Source organism: Paracoccus methylarcula, from assembly GCF_003007735.2.
In the GTDB taxonomy this organism is placed as follows: domain Bacteria; phylum Pseudomonadota; class Alphaproteobacteria; order Rhodobacterales; family Rhodobacteraceae; genus Paracoccus; species Paracoccus methylarcula.
Genome location: NZ_PXNQ02000002.1, coordinates 422721 through 443732 on the forward strand (window position 1 = coordinate 422721; position 21012 = coordinate 443732).

General features: G+C 63.4%; 17 protein-coding genes, 1 tRNA gene and 1 pseudogene. 7 read left to right on the forward strand and 12 right to left on the reverse strand.

The window, feature by feature from the left end; translation table 11 throughout:
* Positions 1–13: 13 nt before the first annotated feature.
* Both A7A09_RS05185 and A7A09_RS05190 read right to left on the reverse strand, forming a co-directional pair.
* Positions 14–2047 (reverse strand): DUF4139 domain-containing protein, encoded by a 2034-nt coding sequence (locus A7A09_RS05185; RefSeq protein WP_211341043.1) that lies wholly within the window; start codon positions 2045–2047, stop codon positions 14–16.
* A gap of 254 nt (positions 2048–2301) precedes the next feature.
* Entirely contained in the window at positions 2302–2817 is a 516-nt protein-coding gene (locus A7A09_RS05190; RefSeq protein ID WP_106690372.1) for a hypothetical protein, read from the reverse strand.
* 168 nt (positions 2818–2985) lie between these two features.
* Here A7A09_RS05190 and A7A09_RS05195 point away from each other — a divergent pair, with 168 nt between their 5' ends.
* The 5 genes from A7A09_RS05195 (at position 2986) to A7A09_RS05215 (ending at position 7583) form a co-directional block, all read left to right on the forward strand.
* Positions 2986–3834 (forward strand): hypothetical protein, encoded by an 849-nt coding sequence (locus A7A09_RS05195; RefSeq protein ID WP_106690373.1) that lies wholly within the window; start codon positions 2986–2988, stop codon positions 3832–3834.
* Positions 3835–3930: 96 nt separating this feature from the next.
* Positions 3931–4947, forward strand: coding sequence for an alanine racemase (alr, locus tag A7A09_RS05200; protein WP_106690459.1), 1017 nt, complete (start codon positions 3931–3933; stop codon positions 4945–4947).
* A 125-nt stretch (positions 4948–5072) separates the two neighbouring features.
* Positions 5073–6149, forward strand: a complete 1077-nt coding sequence (locus tag A7A09_RS05205) for a PhoH family protein (RefSeq protein WP_106690374.1) — start codon at positions 5073–5075, stop codon at positions 6147–6149.
* On the forward strand, positions 6142–6639 hold the full coding sequence (ybeY, locus tag A7A09_RS05210; protein ID WP_245999142.1) for an rRNA maturation RNase YbeY: 498 nt from the start codon (positions 6142–6144) through the stop codon (positions 6637–6639). Before A7A09_RS05205 ends, ybeY begins: the two co-directional genes overlap by 8 nt.
* Complete coding sequence (locus A7A09_RS05215; protein WP_106690375.1) at positions 6636–7583, forward strand: CBS domain-containing protein; 948 nt, start codon at positions 6636–6638, stop codon at positions 7581–7583. The genes ybeY and A7A09_RS05215 overlap by 4 nt, the downstream gene beginning before the upstream one ends.
* Positions 7584–7757: 174 nt before the next feature.
* Here the strand turns inward: A7A09_RS05215 and A7A09_RS05220 are convergent, their stop codons facing one another.
* The 7 genes and pseudogenes from A7A09_RS05220 to A7A09_RS05245 form a co-directional block, all read right to left on the reverse strand.
* Positions 7758–9182 carry a M20 family metallopeptidase gene (locus tag A7A09_RS05220; RefSeq protein WP_106690376.1) on the reverse strand — a complete coding sequence of 475 codons (1425 nt, stop codon included), beginning with the start codon at positions 9180–9182 and terminating at the stop codon, positions 7758–7760.
* 19 nt (positions 9183–9201) lie between these two features.
* On the reverse strand, positions 9202–9489 hold the full coding sequence (locus A7A09_RS22010) for an oligopeptide/dipeptide ABC transporter ATP-binding protein (protein ID WP_366465496.1): 288 nt from the start codon (positions 9487–9489) through the stop codon (positions 9202–9204).
* A gap of 195 nt (positions 9490–9684) precedes the next feature.
* Positions 9685–10202 (reverse strand): annotated as a pseudogene (locus A7A09_RS22015) (ATP-binding cassette domain-containing protein); the annotation flags it as partial.
* Complete coding sequence (locus tag A7A09_RS05230) at positions 10199–11176, reverse strand: ABC transporter ATP-binding protein (RefSeq protein ID WP_106690377.1); 978 nt, start codon at positions 11174–11176, stop codon at positions 10199–10201. The gene A7A09_RS05230 and the pseudogene A7A09_RS22015, both read right to left, overlap by 4 nt.
* Positions 11173–12090: an ABC transporter permease gene (locus A7A09_RS05235; protein WP_245999145.1), complete on the reverse strand. Its 918-nt coding sequence runs from the start codon at positions 12088–12090 to the stop codon at positions 11173–11175. Before A7A09_RS05235 ends, A7A09_RS05230 begins: the two co-directional genes overlap by 4 nt.
* Entirely contained in the window at positions 12087–13064 is a 978-nt protein-coding gene (locus tag A7A09_RS05240; protein ID WP_106690379.1) for an ABC transporter permease, read from the reverse strand. The genes A7A09_RS05235 and A7A09_RS05240 overlap by 4 nt, the downstream gene beginning before the upstream one ends.
* 52 nt (positions 13065–13116) lie before the next feature.
* Positions 13117–14715, reverse strand: coding sequence for an ABC transporter substrate-binding protein (locus tag A7A09_RS05245; protein WP_106690380.1), 1599 nt, complete (start codon positions 14713–14715; stop codon positions 13117–13119).
* Between the two features lie 134 nt (positions 14716–14849).
* Here A7A09_RS05245 and A7A09_RS05250 point away from each other — a divergent pair, with 134 nt between their 5' ends.
* Entirely contained in the window at positions 14850–15773 is a 924-nt protein-coding gene (locus A7A09_RS05250; protein WP_170167020.1) for a LysR substrate-binding domain-containing protein, read from the forward strand.
* Positions 15774–15938: 165 nt separating this feature from the next.
* Here the strand turns inward: A7A09_RS05250 and A7A09_RS05255 are convergent.
* From A7A09_RS05255 to A7A09_RS05265, 3 genes are all read right to left on the reverse strand, one after another.
* Positions 15939–16013 (reverse strand) — tRNA-Val (locus A7A09_RS05255).
* 120 nt (positions 16014–16133) lie between these two features.
* On the reverse strand, positions 16134–18554 hold the full coding sequence (gene lon, locus A7A09_RS05260) for an endopeptidase La (RefSeq protein WP_106690382.1): 2421 nt from the start codon (positions 18552–18554) through the stop codon (positions 16134–16136).
* Positions 18555–18713: 159 nt separating this feature from the next.
* Complete coding sequence (locus tag A7A09_RS05265; RefSeq protein ID WP_106690383.1) at positions 18714–20066, reverse strand: ATP-binding protein; 1353 nt, start codon at positions 20064–20066, stop codon at positions 18714–18716.
* Positions 20067–20100: 34 nt separating this feature from the next.
* Between A7A09_RS05265 and A7A09_RS05270 the strand changes: the two genes are divergently transcribed.
* Positions 20101–20964: an MBL fold metallo-hydrolase gene (locus tag A7A09_RS05270; protein ID WP_106690384.1), complete on the forward strand. Its 864-nt coding sequence runs from the start codon at positions 20101–20103 to the stop codon at positions 20962–20964.
* Positions 20965–21012 lie beyond the last annotated feature (48 nt).

A 21012-nucleotide genomic window follows, 5' to 3' on the forward strand; every position in this document is an offset into this window, starting at 1 on the left:
GTGATCGCCGCGATTACAGGTTGCGGATGAAATCGGCAACTTTCCGGCGGTGCTCCTTGAGTGTTGTCTCGGCGGCATTCAGACCTTCGTCGAGTTCGGCAATCGCGTTCTCTTCCTCTTCGAGCATTCCCAGATACCGCTGCCCCAGGGTGCTGTCGGGCGGCACCGAGCCAAGGTTCTGCCTGATCCGGCTCTGGTTTTCGGATGCACGTTCGATATCGCGCCGGATCTCTTCCACCGTTTCGCGGCTTTCGGTTTCCTTCCGCTTGAGTTCGGCCAGTTCGTCAAGCCTTGCGGCGATCTCGGGATCGGTTGTCATGCCGGACCAATGGATGACCGTGTCCGCATCGGTCTCGACGAGGGCATAAACCTCTCCATCGCTTCGCTCCGAAATCGCCGTCACCCTGGCGGATCCGCCCGCGGGGATCTGGGCCCGCAGCCGGTGATGGGTCGGCGTATCGCTGTCCAGGGCTTCGGACGAGAAACTCCAGCCGTCCTCGCGCGGGTGTTCGATCAGGACGGTACGTGCGGCATCCGGTGCCCCCTCGATCGAATAGGTGGTGACCCGGCGCAAGAACCGGGTTGCGCGAAGGTTGCCATCGACAATGGTAACCTGCCCGACCGAGTCCCGGGATTGGGTTTCGGTCGTGATCTCGACCTTCCGATCAGTGGCGAAACTTGCCATGCGGCTTTCACCCGCCGGAAGCCCCGTCAGCTGGGCATCCCCGACATAGCCATCCGCCTCGTCATAGACGGTCATCAGCCCGGGCGGCAGGCTGGCCCCGGTGTCGTTCTCAAGGAACAGTGCCGCGATGGGGTATGTTTCGCCACGCTCGGGCTGGAAAAGCGAGACCCGCTCGGCGGGGATCTCATTGTCGATGAATGCCATGGATACGGTCTGGCCCGCCGGCAGATCGACGGGTGATGGAATGCGATATGTCGCCGTGGTCAGCCCCTCCTGCGCGATTGCGGGATTGTCCGGTTCCGCGGGTTCGAAATAAGCCATGTCGGCCGCTTCCTTGGCCATTTCCGCCATGGGAGCAGGCGCCATCGCACGTTCGAGCTGCTGCGATTGCCCGTCGCCGCCGCCTGCCGCCATGGCCTTGGATGTGTCCGGGCGCGGCGGTGCGGTCGTGCCGACCGTCACCGGGATCTCGGGCCGGTCATGCCAGTATCTCTGGTGCAGGCGCTGCGCCAGGGTGACGGGCGCGCCCGAGGAAAGCGTCAGCGAAACACCGTCCCAGTCCTCGCCCGTCGCATTCTCGATCACGGCCCAGGCCTGAAGCCGCGCGGTTCCTTCCGGTCCGGTCACCATGCGATAGGCCGTCTTCCAGACCGGGGCAGGGGCGAGATAGGTCAGCCCGATGTCCCGGCTGCCGTCACCCGCAAGCTCGATCGCGATGGTCCGGATGTCGTCCATGCGGCCCCGCCCGCTGACTTCGGCTGCCTCGCGCAGCTTTTCGCGCATCTCCTCGTCGAGAATGGAGAGGGTGGCATCCGTTCCGAGGGGCAGGGCCTCGATCTCGCCATTATCGGCGATCACGGACAGGACATGCTCCTGTCGCGGAATGTCGTCATGCGTGAGGTCGTGGCGACCCACCCCCAGCACCGCGCCCTCTATCGCCCGGCCACCTGAAGAGGCGCGAACACGGATTCCCTGCAGGGAGGCCGCGAGATCCGGCAGCGAGCCCATTTGATCCGGGCCGAATGGCAGGCGGCGAAAGGTCTCTTCGACAGGTGAAAGACCGTCCAGCGTTACCGCGCCGATCCGTCCGGACGGATCGCGGATGACGAGCGTCTTCAGGAAATCATCCACCTGTTCAAGGGGGATGTCGATGCTCAGGCTGGTAGAGCCGTCGATGGCGGCGCTGCGGTGAATTTCGGCCAGCCCGCTGGAGGACAGGGTAACGGCATCGATCCGGCTGGAGCTGGTGCTCTCCTGTGCGAGTGTGGAGGTGGAACAGGCCAGCAGGACGGCAAGCGCTATGCTGCCCCTGACCGTTGCCGTCTTTCTGTCCCGTCCGGAATGCGGCATGTATTTGCTCATGACATCTTCTCGCTGTTGCGCGATGGATTGAAGCATGGCGGGAGGATTTGCTCAACCGTGATGCCGCGCGGAGATATACTGTGATTCAACGCGCTTTGGGTTCGGGGAAAGATGCGGGAGGCTGCCGGGTCTCGTGGAATAGGGCGGTTGCGTGGCTGCCCGACCTGTCATGCTCCGGCTTGGGGGGAATGTTGCCTGTTCCGGTGGATCGGGCGCCCATGACCTTCGACCATCACCCCGAGCCGGTTCCGGTTTCAGCCGCAATCGCCACGCCTCCATTCATGCAGGTCGGGATCGCGGCAAAATCCTGCCTCCGCCATCGCGTCCCCGATGGTGAACAGAGGCGCGATCACGGTCCCGGGACCCGGCTGGCAGGATAAGGAAACCAACAGCTCTTCACCGCGAAGGACATTCACCCCGCCCTCCAGTGAGGCAACCTGCTCCAGCCGGTCGAAACTGTGCCAGACTTCATAGACATGGCCCTCGTGGCGGAAAGCGACACTTTCCCAGATTGCCCGTCCGACACCGCTCCAGGGCGTGGCGGTTCCGGCCGCCAGTTCCTCGCGCAGCGTCAGTTTCGGCTTGTCCCGGGGACCGAAAGCATAGGTAAATCTCGCCCCGTCCGGAGAAACTCCGGCTTCGATACAGGCTTCGAGATGGTTCCCATTGCCGGTATCGCAGGAGATGAGTGTCTGTTCCGTGCAATCGGCCAGCGCGGCACTGGACAGAAAGATCAGCGGAAGGGCGGCCAGACAAGGCGATTGGCGCATCGGGGGCTCCGGTCAGGGTGTTTCATTCTAGACAGGCGTTGTCCCTGTGCAAGCTCTCGTGCCTGATGCGGTTCAGACTCGGCCTGATCGGACATGGTGAGGGTCCGCCATTGACAGCGGGAACCCGATTCCTGAAGGTTGTCCCGCATTTTGAGGAAGGGATTCAGCATGGAAGCCAGGAAGGGTGAAAAGCGCCGCCTGACAGAGGGCGAGATCAGCATGGCGAACCGGGTTTTCAACGGTGCCGTCAACCTGCGAAAGGTGCGGGTCTACAGCTCTCCCAGTAGAACCAGGGGATCATTGGTTCATAAACACACCGTCGATAGCGGCATTTATTGCCCGACAGCGCAACATTATTCCGAAGATTTCAGTCAGACCGCGCTGGTCGATCAGGCCGCCTTCATTCACGAAATGGCCCATGTCTGGCAGAACCAGACCCGGCAGCGCCACACGCTGTCGCACAAGAAATATCATGACTATATCAATCAGGTGAAAGGCTCGATGAAGGCTTACCTGAAGCATCGCGGCCTGTGGCGCAACTACCGGAAGCGCCCGGTGGTCTTCGACGAGGTCGGCGGTCCCCTGAGCTCGACCCGCAAGACATCACCGGTCCAGATGCCGACCCGGATCAGCGCCACGCAGATCGATGGCAGCGTCGCGGTCAGGGAACTGCCCGGCGCGGCTGCGGAAGATGTGGTCGAAAGCTATATGCGCGACTACAACATGCCGAACCAGAAACTGTCAGGCGGTTCGGACAGCAAGACAGAACTGCACCGCATGTGGACCAACGAATATCATTACAATTACCTGCTCGCTGGCAGCGAAAAGATCGTATTCGCAGGGCTGACCCGAGAGGGGCAGGCCGAGATGATCATGGATTACTTCATCCTGCTCAATGGCGGTAACCCGATGAATCCGGTGCTGCGCAACGTGCTGCCCGATCATGTCCCCAAGGGCTGGCAGGAACGGCCGCCGTTGGGTTTCTACAAGAAGCTGATCCCGTTCGTTACCGCCTGAGGCATTTTCCGGCAAAGGTGGAATCCCGGCTTTCGCCCGGGCATGCGCGTCATCGCGCCTCTTGACGGCTCCCTCCGCTTGGGAGAAAGCAAATCCATGGGATTGCAGATCGATATCGCGGCCATCCAGGCCAATTGGAAGGCATTGGCGGGCAGGGCCCCCACTGCGCGGGCGGCGGCGGTGGTCAAGGCCGATGGCTATGGCCTGGGCGCGGCAAGGATCGTGCCGGCGCTTTACGAGGCCGGGGCACGCGATTTCTTCGTGGCGCTGGCCGGGGAAGGACGGGCGATCCGCCCGCTTCTGCCGGATGACGCGACCGTCAACATATTGTCGGGACATATGGAAGGCGCGGATCTGGCCGGGCTCGTTCCGGTCATCAACAGCCCCGGACAATTCTTCCGCGACAGGGCCATGCGCCCCGGGCAGCCCTTCGCGATCCAGCTTGACAGCGGCATGAACCGGCTTGGCATGGAGGCGGCGGAATGGGCCGCCATCCGCGATGAGGCCCTGTCTGCCGGACCCGCCTTTGTCATGTCGCATCTGGCCTGCGCGGACGAGCCGGGACACCCGGCCAATGCCATGCAGTGCAGGACCTTCCGGGAAATGACCCAAGGAGCAGGGGTGCCATTGTCGCTGGCGGCGACGGGGGGAATCCTGCTGGGGCCGGATTATCATTTCGACATGGTGCGCCCCGGTGTCGGCCTGTATGGCGGGCTACCCTTTGCCGATGCAAAGCCGGTCCTGCGCCTGTCCCTGCCGGTGATCCAGACCCGCGATCTGCGGCCGGGCGAATTCGTGGGATATGGTGCGACCTGGACCGCCGAAGCCCCGCGCCGCATTGCCACGGTCGCGGCGGGCTATGCCGACGGGATCCTGCGGATGCTGTCGTCAAGCGGGGTCAGCCTTTACGCTGATGGCGCGGCCTGTCCCATCGTCGGCCGGGTCTCGATGGATCTCGTGACCGCCGATGTCACCGATCTGGACGAGGTGCCGCCCGAACTGGAACTGATCTGCCCGGAACAGCCCATAGACGCGCTGGCGGATCATGCCGGAACGATCGGCTATGAAATCCTGACATCCCTGGGACATCGATACCAGCGGGACTATCTCTGATCCCGGTTTCCGGTCGCATTTGTCACAATGTCTACACAGAATTGCCGCAGAAAATGCCGGGATGACCTTGTGCGAATCCGATTGGATCGCCACCATAAGGACATAGTCTCAAGCAGGAGAGAAATTTGGGCCTGACCCCAACGCCCCCCGTCGCCACTTCACCAAGCGAAACTCTGCTGGAATTCCCCGATAACCGGCTGCTGATCGACCTGTGCGGCGTCAATGACCGGCATCTTGCCCGTATCGAAGAGGCGCTGTCCGTCCATATCCTCCGCCGCGGCAACCAGCTTGCCGTCGTGGGCGAGGGTGCGGCGCAGGAAGAGGCCGCGCAATTGTTGCAGGGTCTCTATGCCCGGCTGGAGCAGGGGCGCCCGGTCGAACTGGCCGAGATCGACGCCGCCTTGCGCATGGGCGCGGACAGCACGACCGAGACCACGGCCTCCGAGCAGCTCGAGATGTTCGCCGCCGGGAATTACGAGCTGCGCACCCGCAAGAAATCCGTCGAGCCGCGCACCGAGGCACAGAAGGCCTATGTCCGTTCGCTGTTCGAGAACGAACTGGCCTTCGGCATCGGACCGGCAGGCACCGGCAAGACCTATCTGGCCGTGGCCGTGGGGGTCACGATGCTGATCGGCGGGCAGGTGGATCGTATCATCCTGTCGCGCCCGGCGGTCGAGGCGGGCGAGCGCCTTGGCTTTCTGCCCGGCGACATGAAGGAGAAGGTCGATCCCTACATGCAGCCGCTCTATGATGCGCTGAACGATTTCCTGCCGGGCAAGCAGATGCAGAAGCTGATGGAGGAGAAGCGGATCGAGATCGCGCCGCTGGCCTTCATGCGCGGGCGCACCCTGTCCAGTGCATTCGTGGTTCTGGACGAGGCGCAGAACGCCTCGACCATGCAGATGAAGATGTTCCTGACCCGCTTGGGCGAGGGCTCGCGCATGGTCATCACCGGCGACCGCACGCAGATCGACCTGCCGCGCGGGGTGCAGTCCGGCCTGATGGATGCCGAGCGTATCCTGGACGGGGTGAAGGGGATCAGCTTCAGCTATTTCACCGCCAAGGATGTGGTCCGCCACCCGCTGGTTGCCCGCATCATCGAGGCTTATGACGCCGAGGATCAGGCGGCATTGGCCCGTGGCGAAACCGTGGAGGTTCGGGGCGGCTACATTCCGCGCCGGGCAAGACGAGACGATGCCTGACGAGATATCCGCCGACAGCGTCATCGAGGACGACCGATGGCAGGAGGCCGGGCTGGAAAGCCTGGCCGAACGCGCCGTCATTGCCGCGCTGGAATGGCACGGGACCAGTGGCGAGGTGGTGGTGCTTGGCTGCGACGATGCCCGGATCGCGGCGCTGAACGCCGATTTCCGGGGCAAGCCGCGCGCGACCAATGTCCTGTCATGGCCCTCGGTCGAACATGCCCCGCGCGATCCGGGCGCCCGCCCGCTTCTTCCCGAGATTGACGAACTGGGTGACATCGCCATCGCCTTCGATACCTGCGAAGCCGAGGCCGCCGCGCAAGGCAAGCCCTTTGCCGATCACGTCACCCATCTGCTGGTCCATGCGGTCCTGCATCTGCTGGGCTATGATCACGAAAACGATCTCGATGCCGAAACCATGGAGGCGGCCGAGCGTTCGATCCTGCAAGACCTCCAGATCCCCGACCCATATCAAGAGAAAGTGTCATGAATTCCGAGTCTCGATTATCCACCCCCCATCTCGGCGACCAACCCGCCACGGCGGCTGATGGCGTCGGAGGAGAGGGGCGTGACCTGCCGGCCTCTCGCGGCTTTTTCGGCCGCGTTTTCGAGGCGCTCACCGGACATGACGACGAGCATGATGTGATCGCGGAGGAAGAGCATCCCAAGGCCCATCCCGCACCGGGCATGGTCAATCTGCGCCGGATGCGGGTCGATGACGTGGCCATCCCCAAGGTCGAGATCGTCGCCGTGCCGCTGACGGTATCCCTGGACGATCTGGTCGAGATGTTCCGCGAACACGGCTTTTCGCGCATCCCGGTCTTTCGCGGCACGCTGGACAGCCCGCTCGGACTGATCCATCTCAAGGACCTGGCGCTCAAGCACGGCTTCGGCAAGGGGGGCAAGTTCACCCTGCGCCCGATGCTGCGCCCACTGCTTTACGTGCCGCCCTCGATGCCCATCGGCGTGCTGCTGCAGCAGATGCGGCAGAAACGTATCCATATGGCGCTGGTCATCGACGAATATGGCGGCGTGGACGGGCTGGTCACGATCGAGGACCTGATCGAACAGGTGATCGGCCAGATCGAGGACGAGCATGACGAGGAGGAGGGCGATCTCTGGAGCCTGGAAAAGCCCGGCCAATGGCTGATGCAGGCGCGCGCGCCCCTGGACGAGGTCGAGGCCGAGATCGGGCTGCGCCTGCTGGCCGAGGACGAGGACGAGGATATCGACACGCTAGGCGGGCTGATCTTCATGCTGGCAGGCCGCGTGCCCCTGCGCGGCGAGGTGATCGCCCATGAAACCGGCGCCGAATTCGAGATCGTCGAGGCCGATCCTCGCCGCATCAAGCGGATCCGGCTGCGCCTGCCGGGGGTTGTCTCGTCATCGCCGCCGGCCAAGACGGATGAAAGCCGCGCGGGCGCGGCAGAGTAGAACCTGCGAGCTTCATCCCGGAACCTCATCGAAGCCGTGATCATGTCGGTCCGGGAGTCCGAAGCCGTGGGTTGCGCTGTCCGAAAACCCGTTGTCCGGGATGTTCCGGGTGATCATCGGCGGGGCGCAATATGCGCCCCTGATCCTCCTTTGCTCCGATAGTTGCCGCGCGCCTCATTCAGCCGCGATCGGCGGGGTCACCTCGGGTGGGATCGGGCAGGAATAGGGGAATTCGGCCAGATGCGCCTGATGCGCCCTGATTGCGGCGGCGCGCAGGGTGTCGTTGCGCAAGACGGCGCAAGCGGTGGCGGCCATCACCTTGGCCGCGTGGATCATGCCCTTATGGGCCGCCGGGGATTTGCCCTGCGCCGTTTGCTGCCAGCTATGCAGCGGCGTGCCAAGGGCGCAGGTGGCGACGCGGGCCTGCACCAGCGGAACCGCCCAACTGACATCGCCCAGGTCGGTCGAGCCCATTGCGGCGGCCTGGGGCCGGTCCAGCGGAGCGACGAAATCGCAAAGCGGCAGATCGTAATCCGGTTTGCGGGAAATCTGGGCGAAGGCGGCGGCGATATCTGCCCGGGTAAGGGTCTTGCGGATTTCCATGGCGTATTCGATATCCCCGGCGTCGAAGGGCACCGGGCCGAGCCGGTCGAACTCGGCCTGCATGGCTTCTTCGAGCGGGCGGTTGCCGATCAGGTTGGAGACGGCGGAAAAGACCCTGGATTCGACCTCGGTGCCGCTCATCAGCGCTGCACCCTGGGCGATATTGTTCACGCGCTCGACCAGTTCCCCCAGCCCTTCCAGGTCGGGGCTGCGGATCAGCTGCCTGACGGTGGCCCTGGATTGCACCACATTGGGGGCGATCCCGCCAGCGTCGAGATAGGCGTAATGGACCCGGGCGGCATCGGGCATATGCTCGCGCATGTAGTTGACGCCGATATTCATCAGTTCCACCGCATCCAGCGCCGAGCGGCCCAGATGGGGGGCGCCAGCGGCATGGGCGGCCTTGCCGGTGAAGCTGTAATCGATCCTTGTATTGGCAAGGGAGCGGGCATCATCGACGCAGTTATAGCTGGCCGGGTGCCAACTGATGGCGATATCGACATCGTCGAACAGCCCGTCGCGCACCATATAGGTCTTGGCGGCTCCGCCTTCCTCGGCCGGGCAGCCGTAATAGCGTACGCGGCCCTTGATGCCTTCGGCTTCCAGCCAGTCCTTGACGGCGGTGGCGGCCTGCATGGCGGCCGAGCCGAGCAGGTTATGGCCGCAGCCATGCCCGAAACCGCTTTCGTCGATCATCCTGGGCTCGGCAATGCCGGGTTCCTGGCTCAGGCCGGGCAGGGCGTCATATTCGCCCAGGATCGCGATCACCGGCCCTTCGCTGCCCGCCTCGCCGATCACGGCTGTCGGGATTCCGGCGACGTTTTCGCGGATGCGGAAACCCTGCTGGCGCAGCATGTCCTTATGCGCCGCGCAGGAGCGGGTTTCGGTATAGGCGATCTCGGGCGTGTCGAAGACGGCATCGGCAAGGCCGATGAAGGCTTCGCGCCTGGCATCGACATGGGACCAGATCGGATTTTCATTGGTCAGGCTTGGCATGGGCTTTCTTTCCTTCGTATCAGGCCGCGTCGTTGAGGTGACAGGCCGAGAGGCGGCCGGGGGCGACCTCCTTGAGTGCCGGGGCCTCTTCGCGGCACCGGGCATGGGCATGGGGGCAGCGCGGGTGGAAATGACAGCCGCGCGGCGGGTTGAGGGGCGAGGGGATCTCTCCCTTGATGGCCGAATAGATCTTCTTGCCGGTCTCGAATGTCGGGATCTCCGACACCAGCGCCTGTGTATAGGGGTGGTTGGGGCGCGCGATCAGATCCTGCGCCGTGCCCAGTTCGATCAGCCGCCCCAGATACATTACCGCGATCCGGTCCGAGATATGTTCGACCACGCCCAGGTCATGGCTGATGAAGAGATAGGTGAGATCGAATTCCGAGCGCAACTGAACGAAAAGGTTCAGCACCTGCGCCTGGATCGACACGTCGAGCGCGGCGACCGATTCGTCGCAGACAAGGAAATCCGGCTTTACCGCCAATGCGCGGGCGATGCCGACACGGGCGCGCTGGCCGCCGGAAAACTGGTGCGGGTAACGCTTGCCCATCGCAGGATCGAGCCCGACCTGACCGAGAATATCCTCGACATAGGCGGCCATGTCGCGGCGCTTGACGATGCCATGGACGCGCGGCGCCTCGCCGATGATGTCGCGCACCCGCAGGCGCGGGTTGAGCGAGGACATCGGGTCCTGAAACACCATCTGGATGTTCAGCGCCGCCGCACGGGCCTCTGCGCCCGACATTTCCGCGACATCCTTGCCGTGAAACAGGATCCGGCCTCGGAAGGGGTCAGCAGACCGGCGACCATCCGGCCGAGGGTCGATTTTCCGCAGCCGGATTCGCCGACCAGCCCCATCACCTCGCCGGTATTGATCCGGAAACTGACATTATCCACCGCATGAACGGTTTGTGGCGCCACCGACGAGCCGAGCAGCCGGGCGGTTTTCTCGGCCATGTCCAGCTCCTTGGTAAAGCGCTTGGACAGTCCGTCAAGTTCGATGATCGGTGTTTGCGTCATGCGCCGGCCTCTGCGTGGGGATGGATACAGCGCACATGCCTGTCGGTGCCGATGACCGGATCAAGGTCCGGTTCGGTCTGGCAGGCGGCATCGGCGCGGGGGCAGCGCGGGTTGAACTTGCAGCCAGAGGGCAGTTTCAGCAGGGAGGGCGTCATGCCCTTGATCTGCGTCAGCAAGGCGCCGTGCTGCTTGCCCTTGGGCACGCTTTCGATCAGGCCCTTGGTATAGGGATGCATCGGGGCCGAGATCAGGTCGGCGGTCGGGCCTTCCTCGATGATGCGCCCTGCATACATCACCGCCAGACGGTCGGCGAGGCCCGAGACCACCGCGAGGTCATGGGTGATCCAGATCAGGGCGGTGCCGGAATTGGCGCAAAGCTGCTGCACCTCGGAAAGTATCTGCGCCTGGATGGTGACATCGAGCGCGGTCGTGGGTTCATCGGCGATGATGAGATCGGGCTTGTGCAACAGCGCGATGGCGATGGCGACACGCTGGCGCATCCCGCCCGAGAACTGGTGCGGGTAGCTTTGCAGCCGTTCGTCGGGGGCCGAGATGCCGACGGCGACCAGTGCTTCGCGAGACCGCTCCAGCGCTTTGCTGCGCGAGACCTTCTCATGCGCGAGGACGGTCTCGACCATCTGGGTGTCGATGCGCAGCACCGGGTTGAGGGTCATCATCGGATCCTGGAAGATCATGGCGATGCGCCTGCCTCGCAGGCTGCGCATCAGGCGCTCGCCGCCCTTGACCAGATCCTGTCCGTCGAACAGGATCTGCCCCGAGACGACGCGGCCGGGCGGATCGACGAGGCCAAGGATGGAAAAGCCGGTCACGGATTTTCCCGAGCCGGATTCCCCCACCAGGCCAAGGATTTCACCGCGATCCACCGACAGGCTGACATTGTCGATGGCCCGGGCCACCCCGTCGCGGGTGAAGAAATGCGTGCTGAGATCGGTGATTTCCAGAAGTTTGCTCATTTCTGCAACCTCGGGTTAAGCACATCGCGCAGCCGGTCTCCGACCAGGTTGAGACCGATGATGGTGAGAACCAGCGCGATACCGGGGAAGAGGCTGATCCAGTAGCGGCCCGACAGCAGGTAATCATAGCCATTGGCGATCAACAGGCCGAGCGACGGCTCGGTGATGGGCACGCCGACGCCGAGAAAGGACAGCGTCGCCTCCAGCGCGATGGCCTGGGCGATTTGCACCGTGGCGACCACGATCAGCGGCGGCACGCAATTCGGCAGCAGATGGCGAAACATGATGCGGCGATGCGAAAGCGCAAGGCAGCGGGCGGCATCGATATAGTCCTTGCGCCGTTCGACAATGGCGGAACTGCGCACGGTGCGGGCGTAATAGGCCCATTGCACGATCACCAGCGCCAGGATCACCTTGTCCACGCCGCGCCCGAATAACGCCAGCAGGATCAGCGCGATCAGGATCGCCGGAAAGGAAAGTTGCAGATCGACGATGCGCATGACGAAGGCGTCGAAACGTCCGCCGAAATAGGCCGCGGCGACGCCGACGATCACGCCGATACTGATGGCGATGCCAAGCGAGACAAAGGCCACGACCAGGCTGATCCGCAGCCCGTACATGATCGCGGACAGCATGTCGCGCCCTTGCGTGTCGGTACCAAGCCAATAGGTCTGGCCGGTGCCGAAGCTCTGTTCGCCCGGGGGCAGGCCGCCATCCATGATGTCAAGCTGCGCCAGGGCATAGGGATCTTGCGGGGCCAGCCACGGGGCGGCGATGGCGATGACCGCCACGATGACGAACAGGGCGAGGCCGAGCACGGCAACCCTGTCCTCGACGAATTCCTTGAACACCCGTTTCACCGGATGGTCGATCCTGGCCGGGATGGCGGCGGGCTGATCGGAGGACATGCTCATCCTTTCATCTCCGACAGGCGCACGCGGGGATCGAGGATCGAATAGAGGATATCGACGAAGAGGTTGATCGAGACGATGATCAGCACCGTAAGCATCAGATAGGCCACGATCACCGGCCGGTCGAGCAGGTTGATCGAATCGATCAGCAGCTTGCCCATGCCGGGCCAGGCAAAGACGGTTTCGGTGACGATCGCGAAAGCCACCATGGAGCCAAGCTCCAGCCCGATGATGGTGATCACCGGGATCATGATGTTCTTCAGGATATGCACCATGACCACCCGGCGCGACGAGATACCCTTGGCACGGGCGAACTTGACATAATCCTGAAGCACCACCTCGCGGGTATTGGCCCGGGTGAGGCGGATGATCAGCGACATCTTGAAAAGCGCCAGGTTGATGGCGGGCAGGATCATATGCGACAGCCCATCAAGGGTCAGGAAGCTGACCTGCATGCCGAGGAACTCGGTGGTGGTGCCGCGTCCGCCTGCGGGAAGCCAGCCGAGCAGCACGGCGAAAACCAGGATGAGCAGCATGCCTTGCCAGAAATTGGGCAGGGAAAAGCCCAGGATCGAGCCGCCCATGATGGTGCGCCCGGCGATGCTGTCGGGGCGCAGACCGGCCCAGACACCAAGCGGCACACCGATCCCGACCGAGAGGATCAGCGCGACCATCGCCAGTTCCATCGTGGCCGGAAGCCGGTCGAGGATCACATCCATCGCCGGGCGGCCAAAGACGAACGAAGTGCCCAGATCGCCCTGGAACATGTTGACCACGAAGATACCGAATTGCTCGTAAAGCGGCTTGTCGAGGCCGAGACGCTCGGTGGTGGCTGCAATCTCGGCCTGCGTGGCCTCGGGATTGATCAGCACATCCACCGGGTTGCCGATGGCATAGACGCCCAGGAACACCAGCACCGCCATCGCCGCGATGGCAAGCAGGCTCTGGCCGAAACGGCGTATGAGATAGACGATCATCGGGTGCTCCGCAGAAGAGTGGATCGGAGGGGCCGGGGGCCCCTCCACCGGGTCATTCAGCCGGTTTGACCTCGCTGGCGAGCGTGTACTGGTCCACGCGCGGCTCATAGCTCAGGTCGGATTTCATCGCCCAGACCGTTTGCTCGTAATGCAGCGGGATCAGCCCGTGATCGTCCAGAGCCAGCGTCTCGGCCTCTTGCAGCAGCTTCTCGCGTTCGGCATCGTCGATGGTGGACATCGCCTGTTTCAGCAGCTCGTCCATTTCCGGGTTGGAATAGCGCCCGGCATTGGTGCCGCCGAGACCGGCCCCTTCGTCATAGGTCGCCAGCAGCGCCTTGAGCGGGTTGGACATCTCGCCCGAGGACGCGCCCCAACCGGCCATGTAGAGCGGGAATTCCAGGTTGTTGCGGCGCGAGAAGAACTGGCTCGCCGTGACCGCATCGACCTTGGTGGTGATGCCGATGCGTTCCAGCATCTGGGCCACGGCCTGCGCGACCTGTTCATCGTTGATATACCGGTCGTTGGGCGTGCCGAGGGTCAACCCGAACCCGTCGGGATAGCCTGCCTCGGCCAGCAGTTCCTTGGCCTTTTCCGGGTCATAGGGATCCACCGGACGTTCGGTGGTGCCGAACATCGGCGGCGGCAGCAGTTCACCGGCGGCGACGGCATAGCCGCCCATGATCCGGTCGACAATCGCCTCGCGGTTGATCGCCAGCGAGATGGCCTCGCGCACCTTGGCATCCATCAGGGGGTTCTTGCCATCGGTGCCGGTGATGTCGGGGGCATCCTCGAGCTGTTGCATATGCAGGTAGATGATGCGGTTGGAGAGTGCATCGACGATCTTGAAACCGGCATCCTCGACCCGCGGCACATCCTGGATCGGCGGCGATTCGATCATGTCCACGTCACCCGCCAGCAGCGCCGCGACACGCGGGCCGTCGCTGGTGATCGGGCGCAGGGTGACCCTTTCCCAATCCGGGGCGCCGCCCCAGTATTCGTCGTTGCGTGCCAGAACCACCTCGGCGCCGCGGGTGTAGCTTTCCAGCTTGTAGGGGCCGGTGCCGACCGCGATATCGGGTGAGTTGAAGGCCGGGGATTGCGGGACTTCGCCCAGCCCTTCGCAGCCCCCGTTCGGCGCGTATGTCACCTCGGCCTCGGCGCCAAGGGCATCCGCCGACAGGATCGGCAGGCTGGACATTTCCGTGGGCAGGAGCGGGTTGGCCTTTTCCGTTTCTATGATCAGCGTGTGATCGCCCTCGGCGGTCATGTTGACGATACCGCCGGTATAGATCGTGTAGGGAGAAGGCGAGTTCTCCACCAGGGGAATGCGGCAGAAACTGTAGATCACATCGCGGGCGGTGAACGGGCTGCCATTGTGGAACGTCACCCCGTCTCGCAGGGTAAAGCGCCATGTCGTGTCATCCGTCGCCTCCCATTCGCTGGCAAGTCCCGGGCCGACTTTCTGCACCGCGTCCTGCTTTGTCAGGGCTTCGAATATATTCAGGGCGACCTGGATATTCGTCGTCAACTGGTGAAATTGCGGATCCATCGAAGTGGCCTCGGACTTGAGGCCGATGGACAGATCCTGCGCCTGAAGCGCGGTTCCGCTCGCCAATAGAACTGCGAGCAGGGGAATTGATCTCAGTTTCATGGATGATCCTTCCTGTTGGTGATCCCTGAACTTCCGGCGAAGACATGATCCAGGGTTGGAGCACAGGCTATTATGCGTTAATGAAATGTCAATTGTTACTATCTATGCATTTTGATCATAGACGGGTTCGCGGCATGGGAGACGGGGAACAGGGCCGGCGCAGGGTGAGCCTGCGCGAGTTGGAGGTGCTGCAGGCGCTGGTCCAGACCGGCACCTCGATCAATGCCGCGCGGGAACTCGGGATCACCCAATCGGCGGTAAGCCGGCGGCTCGCGCAGCTCGAGGCGCGCCTTGGCTATCCGCTTTTCGGGCGCGAGGGAGGGCGGCTCGTGCCGCTGGTCGAGGCGCTGACCATCAGTGAGCAACTGGCACCGGTCTTCGCGGTATTGGAACGAATCACCATGCCCCGAAGCACGGCGCAGAATTACCGGGGCCATCTTCGGATTGCCGCGCCGCCGACCATCGCCCATCGGTTTCTGCCCGCGCGGATCGCGGATTTCTGCAAGCGCTATCCGCAGGTCGAGGTTAATTTCGAAGTGCTCGCCAGCGACAGCCTGATCACCAGCATCGCCGAAGGCCGCAACGATGTGGGGCTGACCGATACGATTCCCGCGCATGACGGCATTCGCTGCGAGACCCTGCTGAGAACCCGCACGGCCTGCATCATGCCGGGCGATCACCGGCTGGCGGCGCAGCGGGTGATCCGGCCCGAGGATTTGGAAGGCGAGGCCTTCATCGGCATCGCCCGCCGCCATTCCAACCGGGTCGCCGTCGACCGGGTGTTCGAGCGGGCGGGCGTTCACCCATTGGTGCGGGTGGAGGCGGCGACATCGGTCTCGATCGTCGAACTGGTGCGTGCCGGGCTCGGGCTGTCCCTGGTCAATCCGTTCCCGATCGTGCATCAACTGGGACCCGGCGTGGTCGCCCGCACCTTCGAGCCCGAAATCGCCAATACCACGCAGTTTCTGCTGCCGTCCAGCCGGGCGCCCTCGGCTGTGACACGGGCCTTTATCGAAGCAATGAAGGCAGAGATCGAAACCGCAGCTTATCAGCTTTGAGGGGCTGGCATCGGTAAGTTGATGGGCGACAATACCGGCAGGTGACCCATGCAGGGGCGCTTCCCGACGGATCATCACGGATCGAGGGATTCCCGCGCTCATGGCCACGCCTCGGGCTCACGGACCCGGGGCGTTTCGTCGTTAGCAGTCAAGCTATTGAAAGAATGGTGGGTGATAACGGATTTGAACCGCTGACATCTTCGATGTGAACGAAGCGCTCTACCGCTGAGCTAATCACCCGTGGGAGCGGCATTTAGCAGCAACCGGGAAAGGCCGCAAGACCGGAGATGCGGTTGATTTCGGGTTTGATGTGAATGAGCCGGGCTCTTTTGGCCCGGCTCATTCTCGATCATGCGGCGATCAATGCGCGACAGCGCCGCCGCCGGGCATCTTGTCGCCCTTGTTGGTCACGCGCGCGGCCTCGGCGGCGGCTTCTTCCGCCGCCTCGTCCCATTCGATCGCATCGGGCTTGCGGACCAGCGCGTGGTGCAGCACTTCACGGACATTGCCGACCGGGATGATCGTCAGCCCGGTTTTCACATTGTCCGGGATCTCGGCCAGATCCTTTTCGTTATCGGCCGGGATCAGCACCGTCTTGATGCCCCCGCGCAATGCCGCCAGCAGTTTTTCCTTGAGCCCGCCGATGGCCAGCACATTGCCGCGCAGCGTGACCTCGCCAGTCATGGCGACATCCTTGCGCACGGGGATGCCGGTCATCACCGACACGACCGAGGTCACCATGGCGACGCCCGCTGACGGCCCGTCCTTGGGTGTGGCGCCCTCGGGGACATGGACATGGATGTCGCGCTTGTCGAATTCGGGCGGTTTCACCCCGATCTCGGGCGAGATCGAGCGCACGAAGCTGGAGGCCGCGTCGATCGATTCCTTCATCACGTCGCCCAGCTTGCCGGTCGTCTTCATCCGGCCCTTGCCGGGCAGGCGCAATGCCTCGATCTGCAGCAGGTCGCCGCCGACCGATGTCCATGCCAGCCCCGTGACCACGCCGACCTGGTCCTCTTTCTCGGCCAAGCCATAGCGGTGGCGCCGCACGCCCAGGAATTCCTCGGCCTTCTCGGGCGTCACATCCACCGTTTTGGCATTGCCCTTGAGGATCTCGGTCACGGATTTGCGGGCCAGCTTGGCGATCTCGCGCTCAAGCGAGCGGACCCCGGCCTCGCGGGTGTAATAGCGGATGACATGGGTCAGCGCCTCGTCCGAGACCGAGAACTCGCCCTTGCGCAGCCCGTTGGCCTTGATCTGCTTGGGCAGCAGGTGCTGGCGGGCGATCTCGCGTTTTTCGTCTTCGGTATAGCCGGCCAGCGGGATGATCTCCATCCGGTCGAGCAGGGGGCCCGGCATGTTGTAGCTGTTGGCCGTGGTCAGGAACATCACGTTCGACAGGTCGTATTCCACCTCGAGATAATGGTCCACGAAGGTCGAATTCTGTTCCGGATCCAGCACCTCGAGCATGGCCGAAGCCGGATCGCCGCGGAAATCCTGCCCCATCTTGTCGATCTCATCGAGCAGGATCAGCGGGTTGGTAGTCTTGGCCTTTTTCAGCGCCTGGATGATCTTGCCGGGCATCGAGCCGATATAGGTCCGCCGGTGGCCGCGAATCTCGGATTCGTCGCGCACGCCGCCAAGGCTGATGCGGATGAACTCGCGTCCCGTGGCACGCGCGACCGACCGGCCGAGTGAGGTCTTGCCCACGCCCGGAGGGCCGACAAGGCACAGGATCGGGCCTTTCAGCTTCTGGCTGCGGGCTTGCACGGCGAGATATTCGACGATCCGTTCCTTGACCTTTTCCAGCCCGTAATGATCTTCGTCCAGGACCGTTTCGGCCCGGCCCAGATCCTTGCGGGTGCGCGATTTCACACCCCAGGGCAGGGCCAGCAGCCAATCCAGGTAATTGCGGCTGACCGTCGCCTCGGCTGACATCGGGGACATGGATTTCAGCTTTTTCAGCTCGGCCTCGGCCTTTTCTCGGGCCTCCTTGCTGAACTTGGTCGCGGCGATCTTCTCTTCCAGTTCGGTGATCTCGTTCTGGCCGTCCTCGCCATCGCCGAGTTCCTTCTGAATGGCCTTCATCTGCTCATTCAGATAGTATTCGCGCTGCGTCTTCTCCATCTGGGTCTTGACGCGCGACTTGATCTTTTTCTCGACCTGAAGGACCGACATCTCCCCCTGCATGGAGGAATAGATCTTCTCCAGCCGGGCCGCCACTTCGAGCGTGTCCAGAAGCTCCTGCTTCTTGTCCAGATCCACGCCCATGTGCCCCGCGACCAGATCGGCCAGCTTGCCGGGTTCGTGGGCGTCGGCGACAGCGGTGACAACCTCTTCTGGGATGTTCTTGCGCACCTTGACGTAACGCTCGAATTCCTCGGTCACGGTACGCATCAGGGCGGTGACCGTCGCCTCGTCGCCCAGGGTTTCGGGCAGAACGATGGCGGCCGCTTCGAAATGATCGTCATTCGGCACGAAATCGGTGATCTGCACGCGTTCGCGGCCTTCAACCAGCACTTTCACCGTGCCGTCGGGAAGTTTCAGCAATTGCAGCACATTGGCCAGGACGCCGGTGCGGTAGATGCCGTCTTCCTCCGGCTCATCGACCGAAGCGTCCATTTGCGCCGACAGCAGGATCGGGCTGTCGGTTTCCATGACCGCTTCCAGCGCGCGCACGGATTTCTCGCGGCCCACGAACAGGGGCACGATCATATGTGGAAAGACGACGATGTCCCGCAAAGGCAACACCGGGTAGGTCTGAGATGCGAAATCGTTCATGTTATACGTTCCTTTCCTGCCCGAAGCCGCGGCCCCGTGATTAGCAACGCGCGGCCCCTGCGTCGCGACAACTTATGTGCCCGGGCATTGCCGTTCAATAGAACATCGAAACAGGTTGATTTTAGCACGAAAGCGCAACCGCGTCAGTCGCGGGCGATTTCAACGCGGTATGACGATCTCGGCACGCAACCCGCCAAGCCTCGATCCGCGCCCCAAGCGCAACTGCCCGCCATGGCCGCGCGCGACATCGGCGGCGATGGCCAGCCCCAGCCCGGCGCCTTGCCCGCTGTTGCGATTGCGCGAGCTGTCGAGCTGCGTGAACGGGCGCATTGCCGTCTCGATCGCATCGTCGGGAATGCCCGGCCCGTCATCCTCGACACCGATTCGCAGGCTGCGCGGACCCAATGCCGCATCGACCTCGGCGCGTGTCCCATAGCGGACCGCGTTGCCGATCAGGTTGTCCAGCGCGCGGCGCAGCATGTCGGGTCGGCAGGTCACGAGACTGGCATCGCCTTGCGTGCCGGACAGCGACACATCCTGTCCGGCGCGCTGCGCGTCCGCGACGACGCCGCGAAGGAATTCGAACGGTTCGATTTCCTCGGCCGGGCTTTCCCGCGCGCTGTCGCGGGAATAGTCCAGAAAGGCATCGACCATGCGGGTCATCTCGCTGATATCCGCCTCCATCGCCGAGATGTCGGCCTCGTCAGGCGGAAGGTCCGGGGACAACACCGACAGGCCGAGTCGCAGCCGTGTCAGTGGTGTGCGCAGGTCATGGCTGATCCCCGACAGCATCACCTTGCGCTGTTCGTTCTGCCGCTCCAGACGGTTGCGCATGTCCAGAAACGCGGTGCCGGCACTGCGGATCTCGACCGCGCCACCGGGGTGATAAGGCTCCACCCGGCCCTTGCCATAGGCTTCGGCCGCCCGGGCAAGCCGGCGGATCGGCCGCAGCTGGTTGCGCAGGAAGATCGTCGCGATGCCCGACATCAGAAACGAGGTGAACACCATCAGCACCAGCAATTGGTGCGGGTTCGAGGCGCTGACCCGTTTCCGGTCGAATGACAGCGAATAGGGGCCGAATTTTCCATTCATGGTCACATCGACGCGCTTGTCATCCGTCGCGAGGTCGATGCCGGTCACCTCGGGCAGGCTGGTACGCAGTTCCTCGATCACGACGCGGCCCGAAAAATCATAGAACAGGCGCCTGTCGTCCCGGGCCGGCTGCACGGGCATCCGCAAAGTCAGGCCAAGCGGTGCCGCGATGGTCTGGCCCGCCAGAAGCGCCACGGCGGAATTTTCGCCCCGGTCGATACGCCTTGCGACGAAGCCCAGCTCCCGTGCCATGCTGTCGGTCATCTGACGCGTCACGTCCTCGAAATGGCGTTGCAGGAACATGACGCTGACGACAAGCATCACGACCACGACCGGCAGAAACAGGATCAGTGCCGCGCGGCCGTAAAGCCCGCGCGGGAACATCCGCTTCAACCAGCCGAATTCGAGTTCGTTCGCCATGGTAAACCTGCCTGCCTCGATCTAGGCTACCCGTATGAGTCGCATGAAGAAAGAGCCACGCTGCATTCTTGCACCCAATCCTTCGCCCCTGACCGGGCCGGGAACCAACAGTTTCCTGATCGGCCATGATCACGTGGCGGTCATCGATCCCGGCCCGGACGATCCCGGCCATCTGGAAAGGATCGTGGAGGCCGGGGCAGGGCGGATCAGTCATATCTTCGTGACCCATGCCCATCGGGACCACAGCGCGGGCGCCGCCACCCTGGCAGGGATGACCGGCGCTCCCGTCCTGGCTTTCGGCACTGCGGAAACGGGCCGTTCCCCGATCATGCAGCGCCTCGCCGCCAGCGGCCTGGTCGGCGGAGGCGAGGGGCTGGATATGGGCTTTCGGCCCGATATCCTGCTGGCGGATGGCCAGCAGATCGAGACCGCCGACTGGAGGCTCCGCGCTCTCCACACGCCCGGACATTGCGGGAATCATCTTTGTTTCCAGTGGGACGATGTCATGTTCTGCGGCGATATCGTGCTGGGCTGGTCCTCGACCCTGATCTCGCCGCCTGACGGGGACCTGGCGGATTTCTTCCGCTCGCTCGACAGGATCGGGATGGCTGCACCGCACCGTTTGCTGCCCGCGCATGGCGATCCGGTCGAGACACCGTCGGCAAGGCTGGCCGAACTGGCTGCGCATCGTCGCGAACGCAGCGCCCAGATCCTCGCATCGCTGCGGCAGGAGCCGGCAGAGGCCGCCATGCTGGCGCGGCGCATCTATGATGTGCCTCCCGAACTTCTTCCAGCCGCGACGCGCAATGTCCTTGCGCATCTGGTCGCATTGGCGGGTCTTGGCGCGGTGAATTGCGACGGGGAACTGACGGCGGAATCGATTTTCCGGTCCGTTTAAAAAATTGTCGCAAAGCCTCTGGACGGCTCTGAAACACATTGCTATATC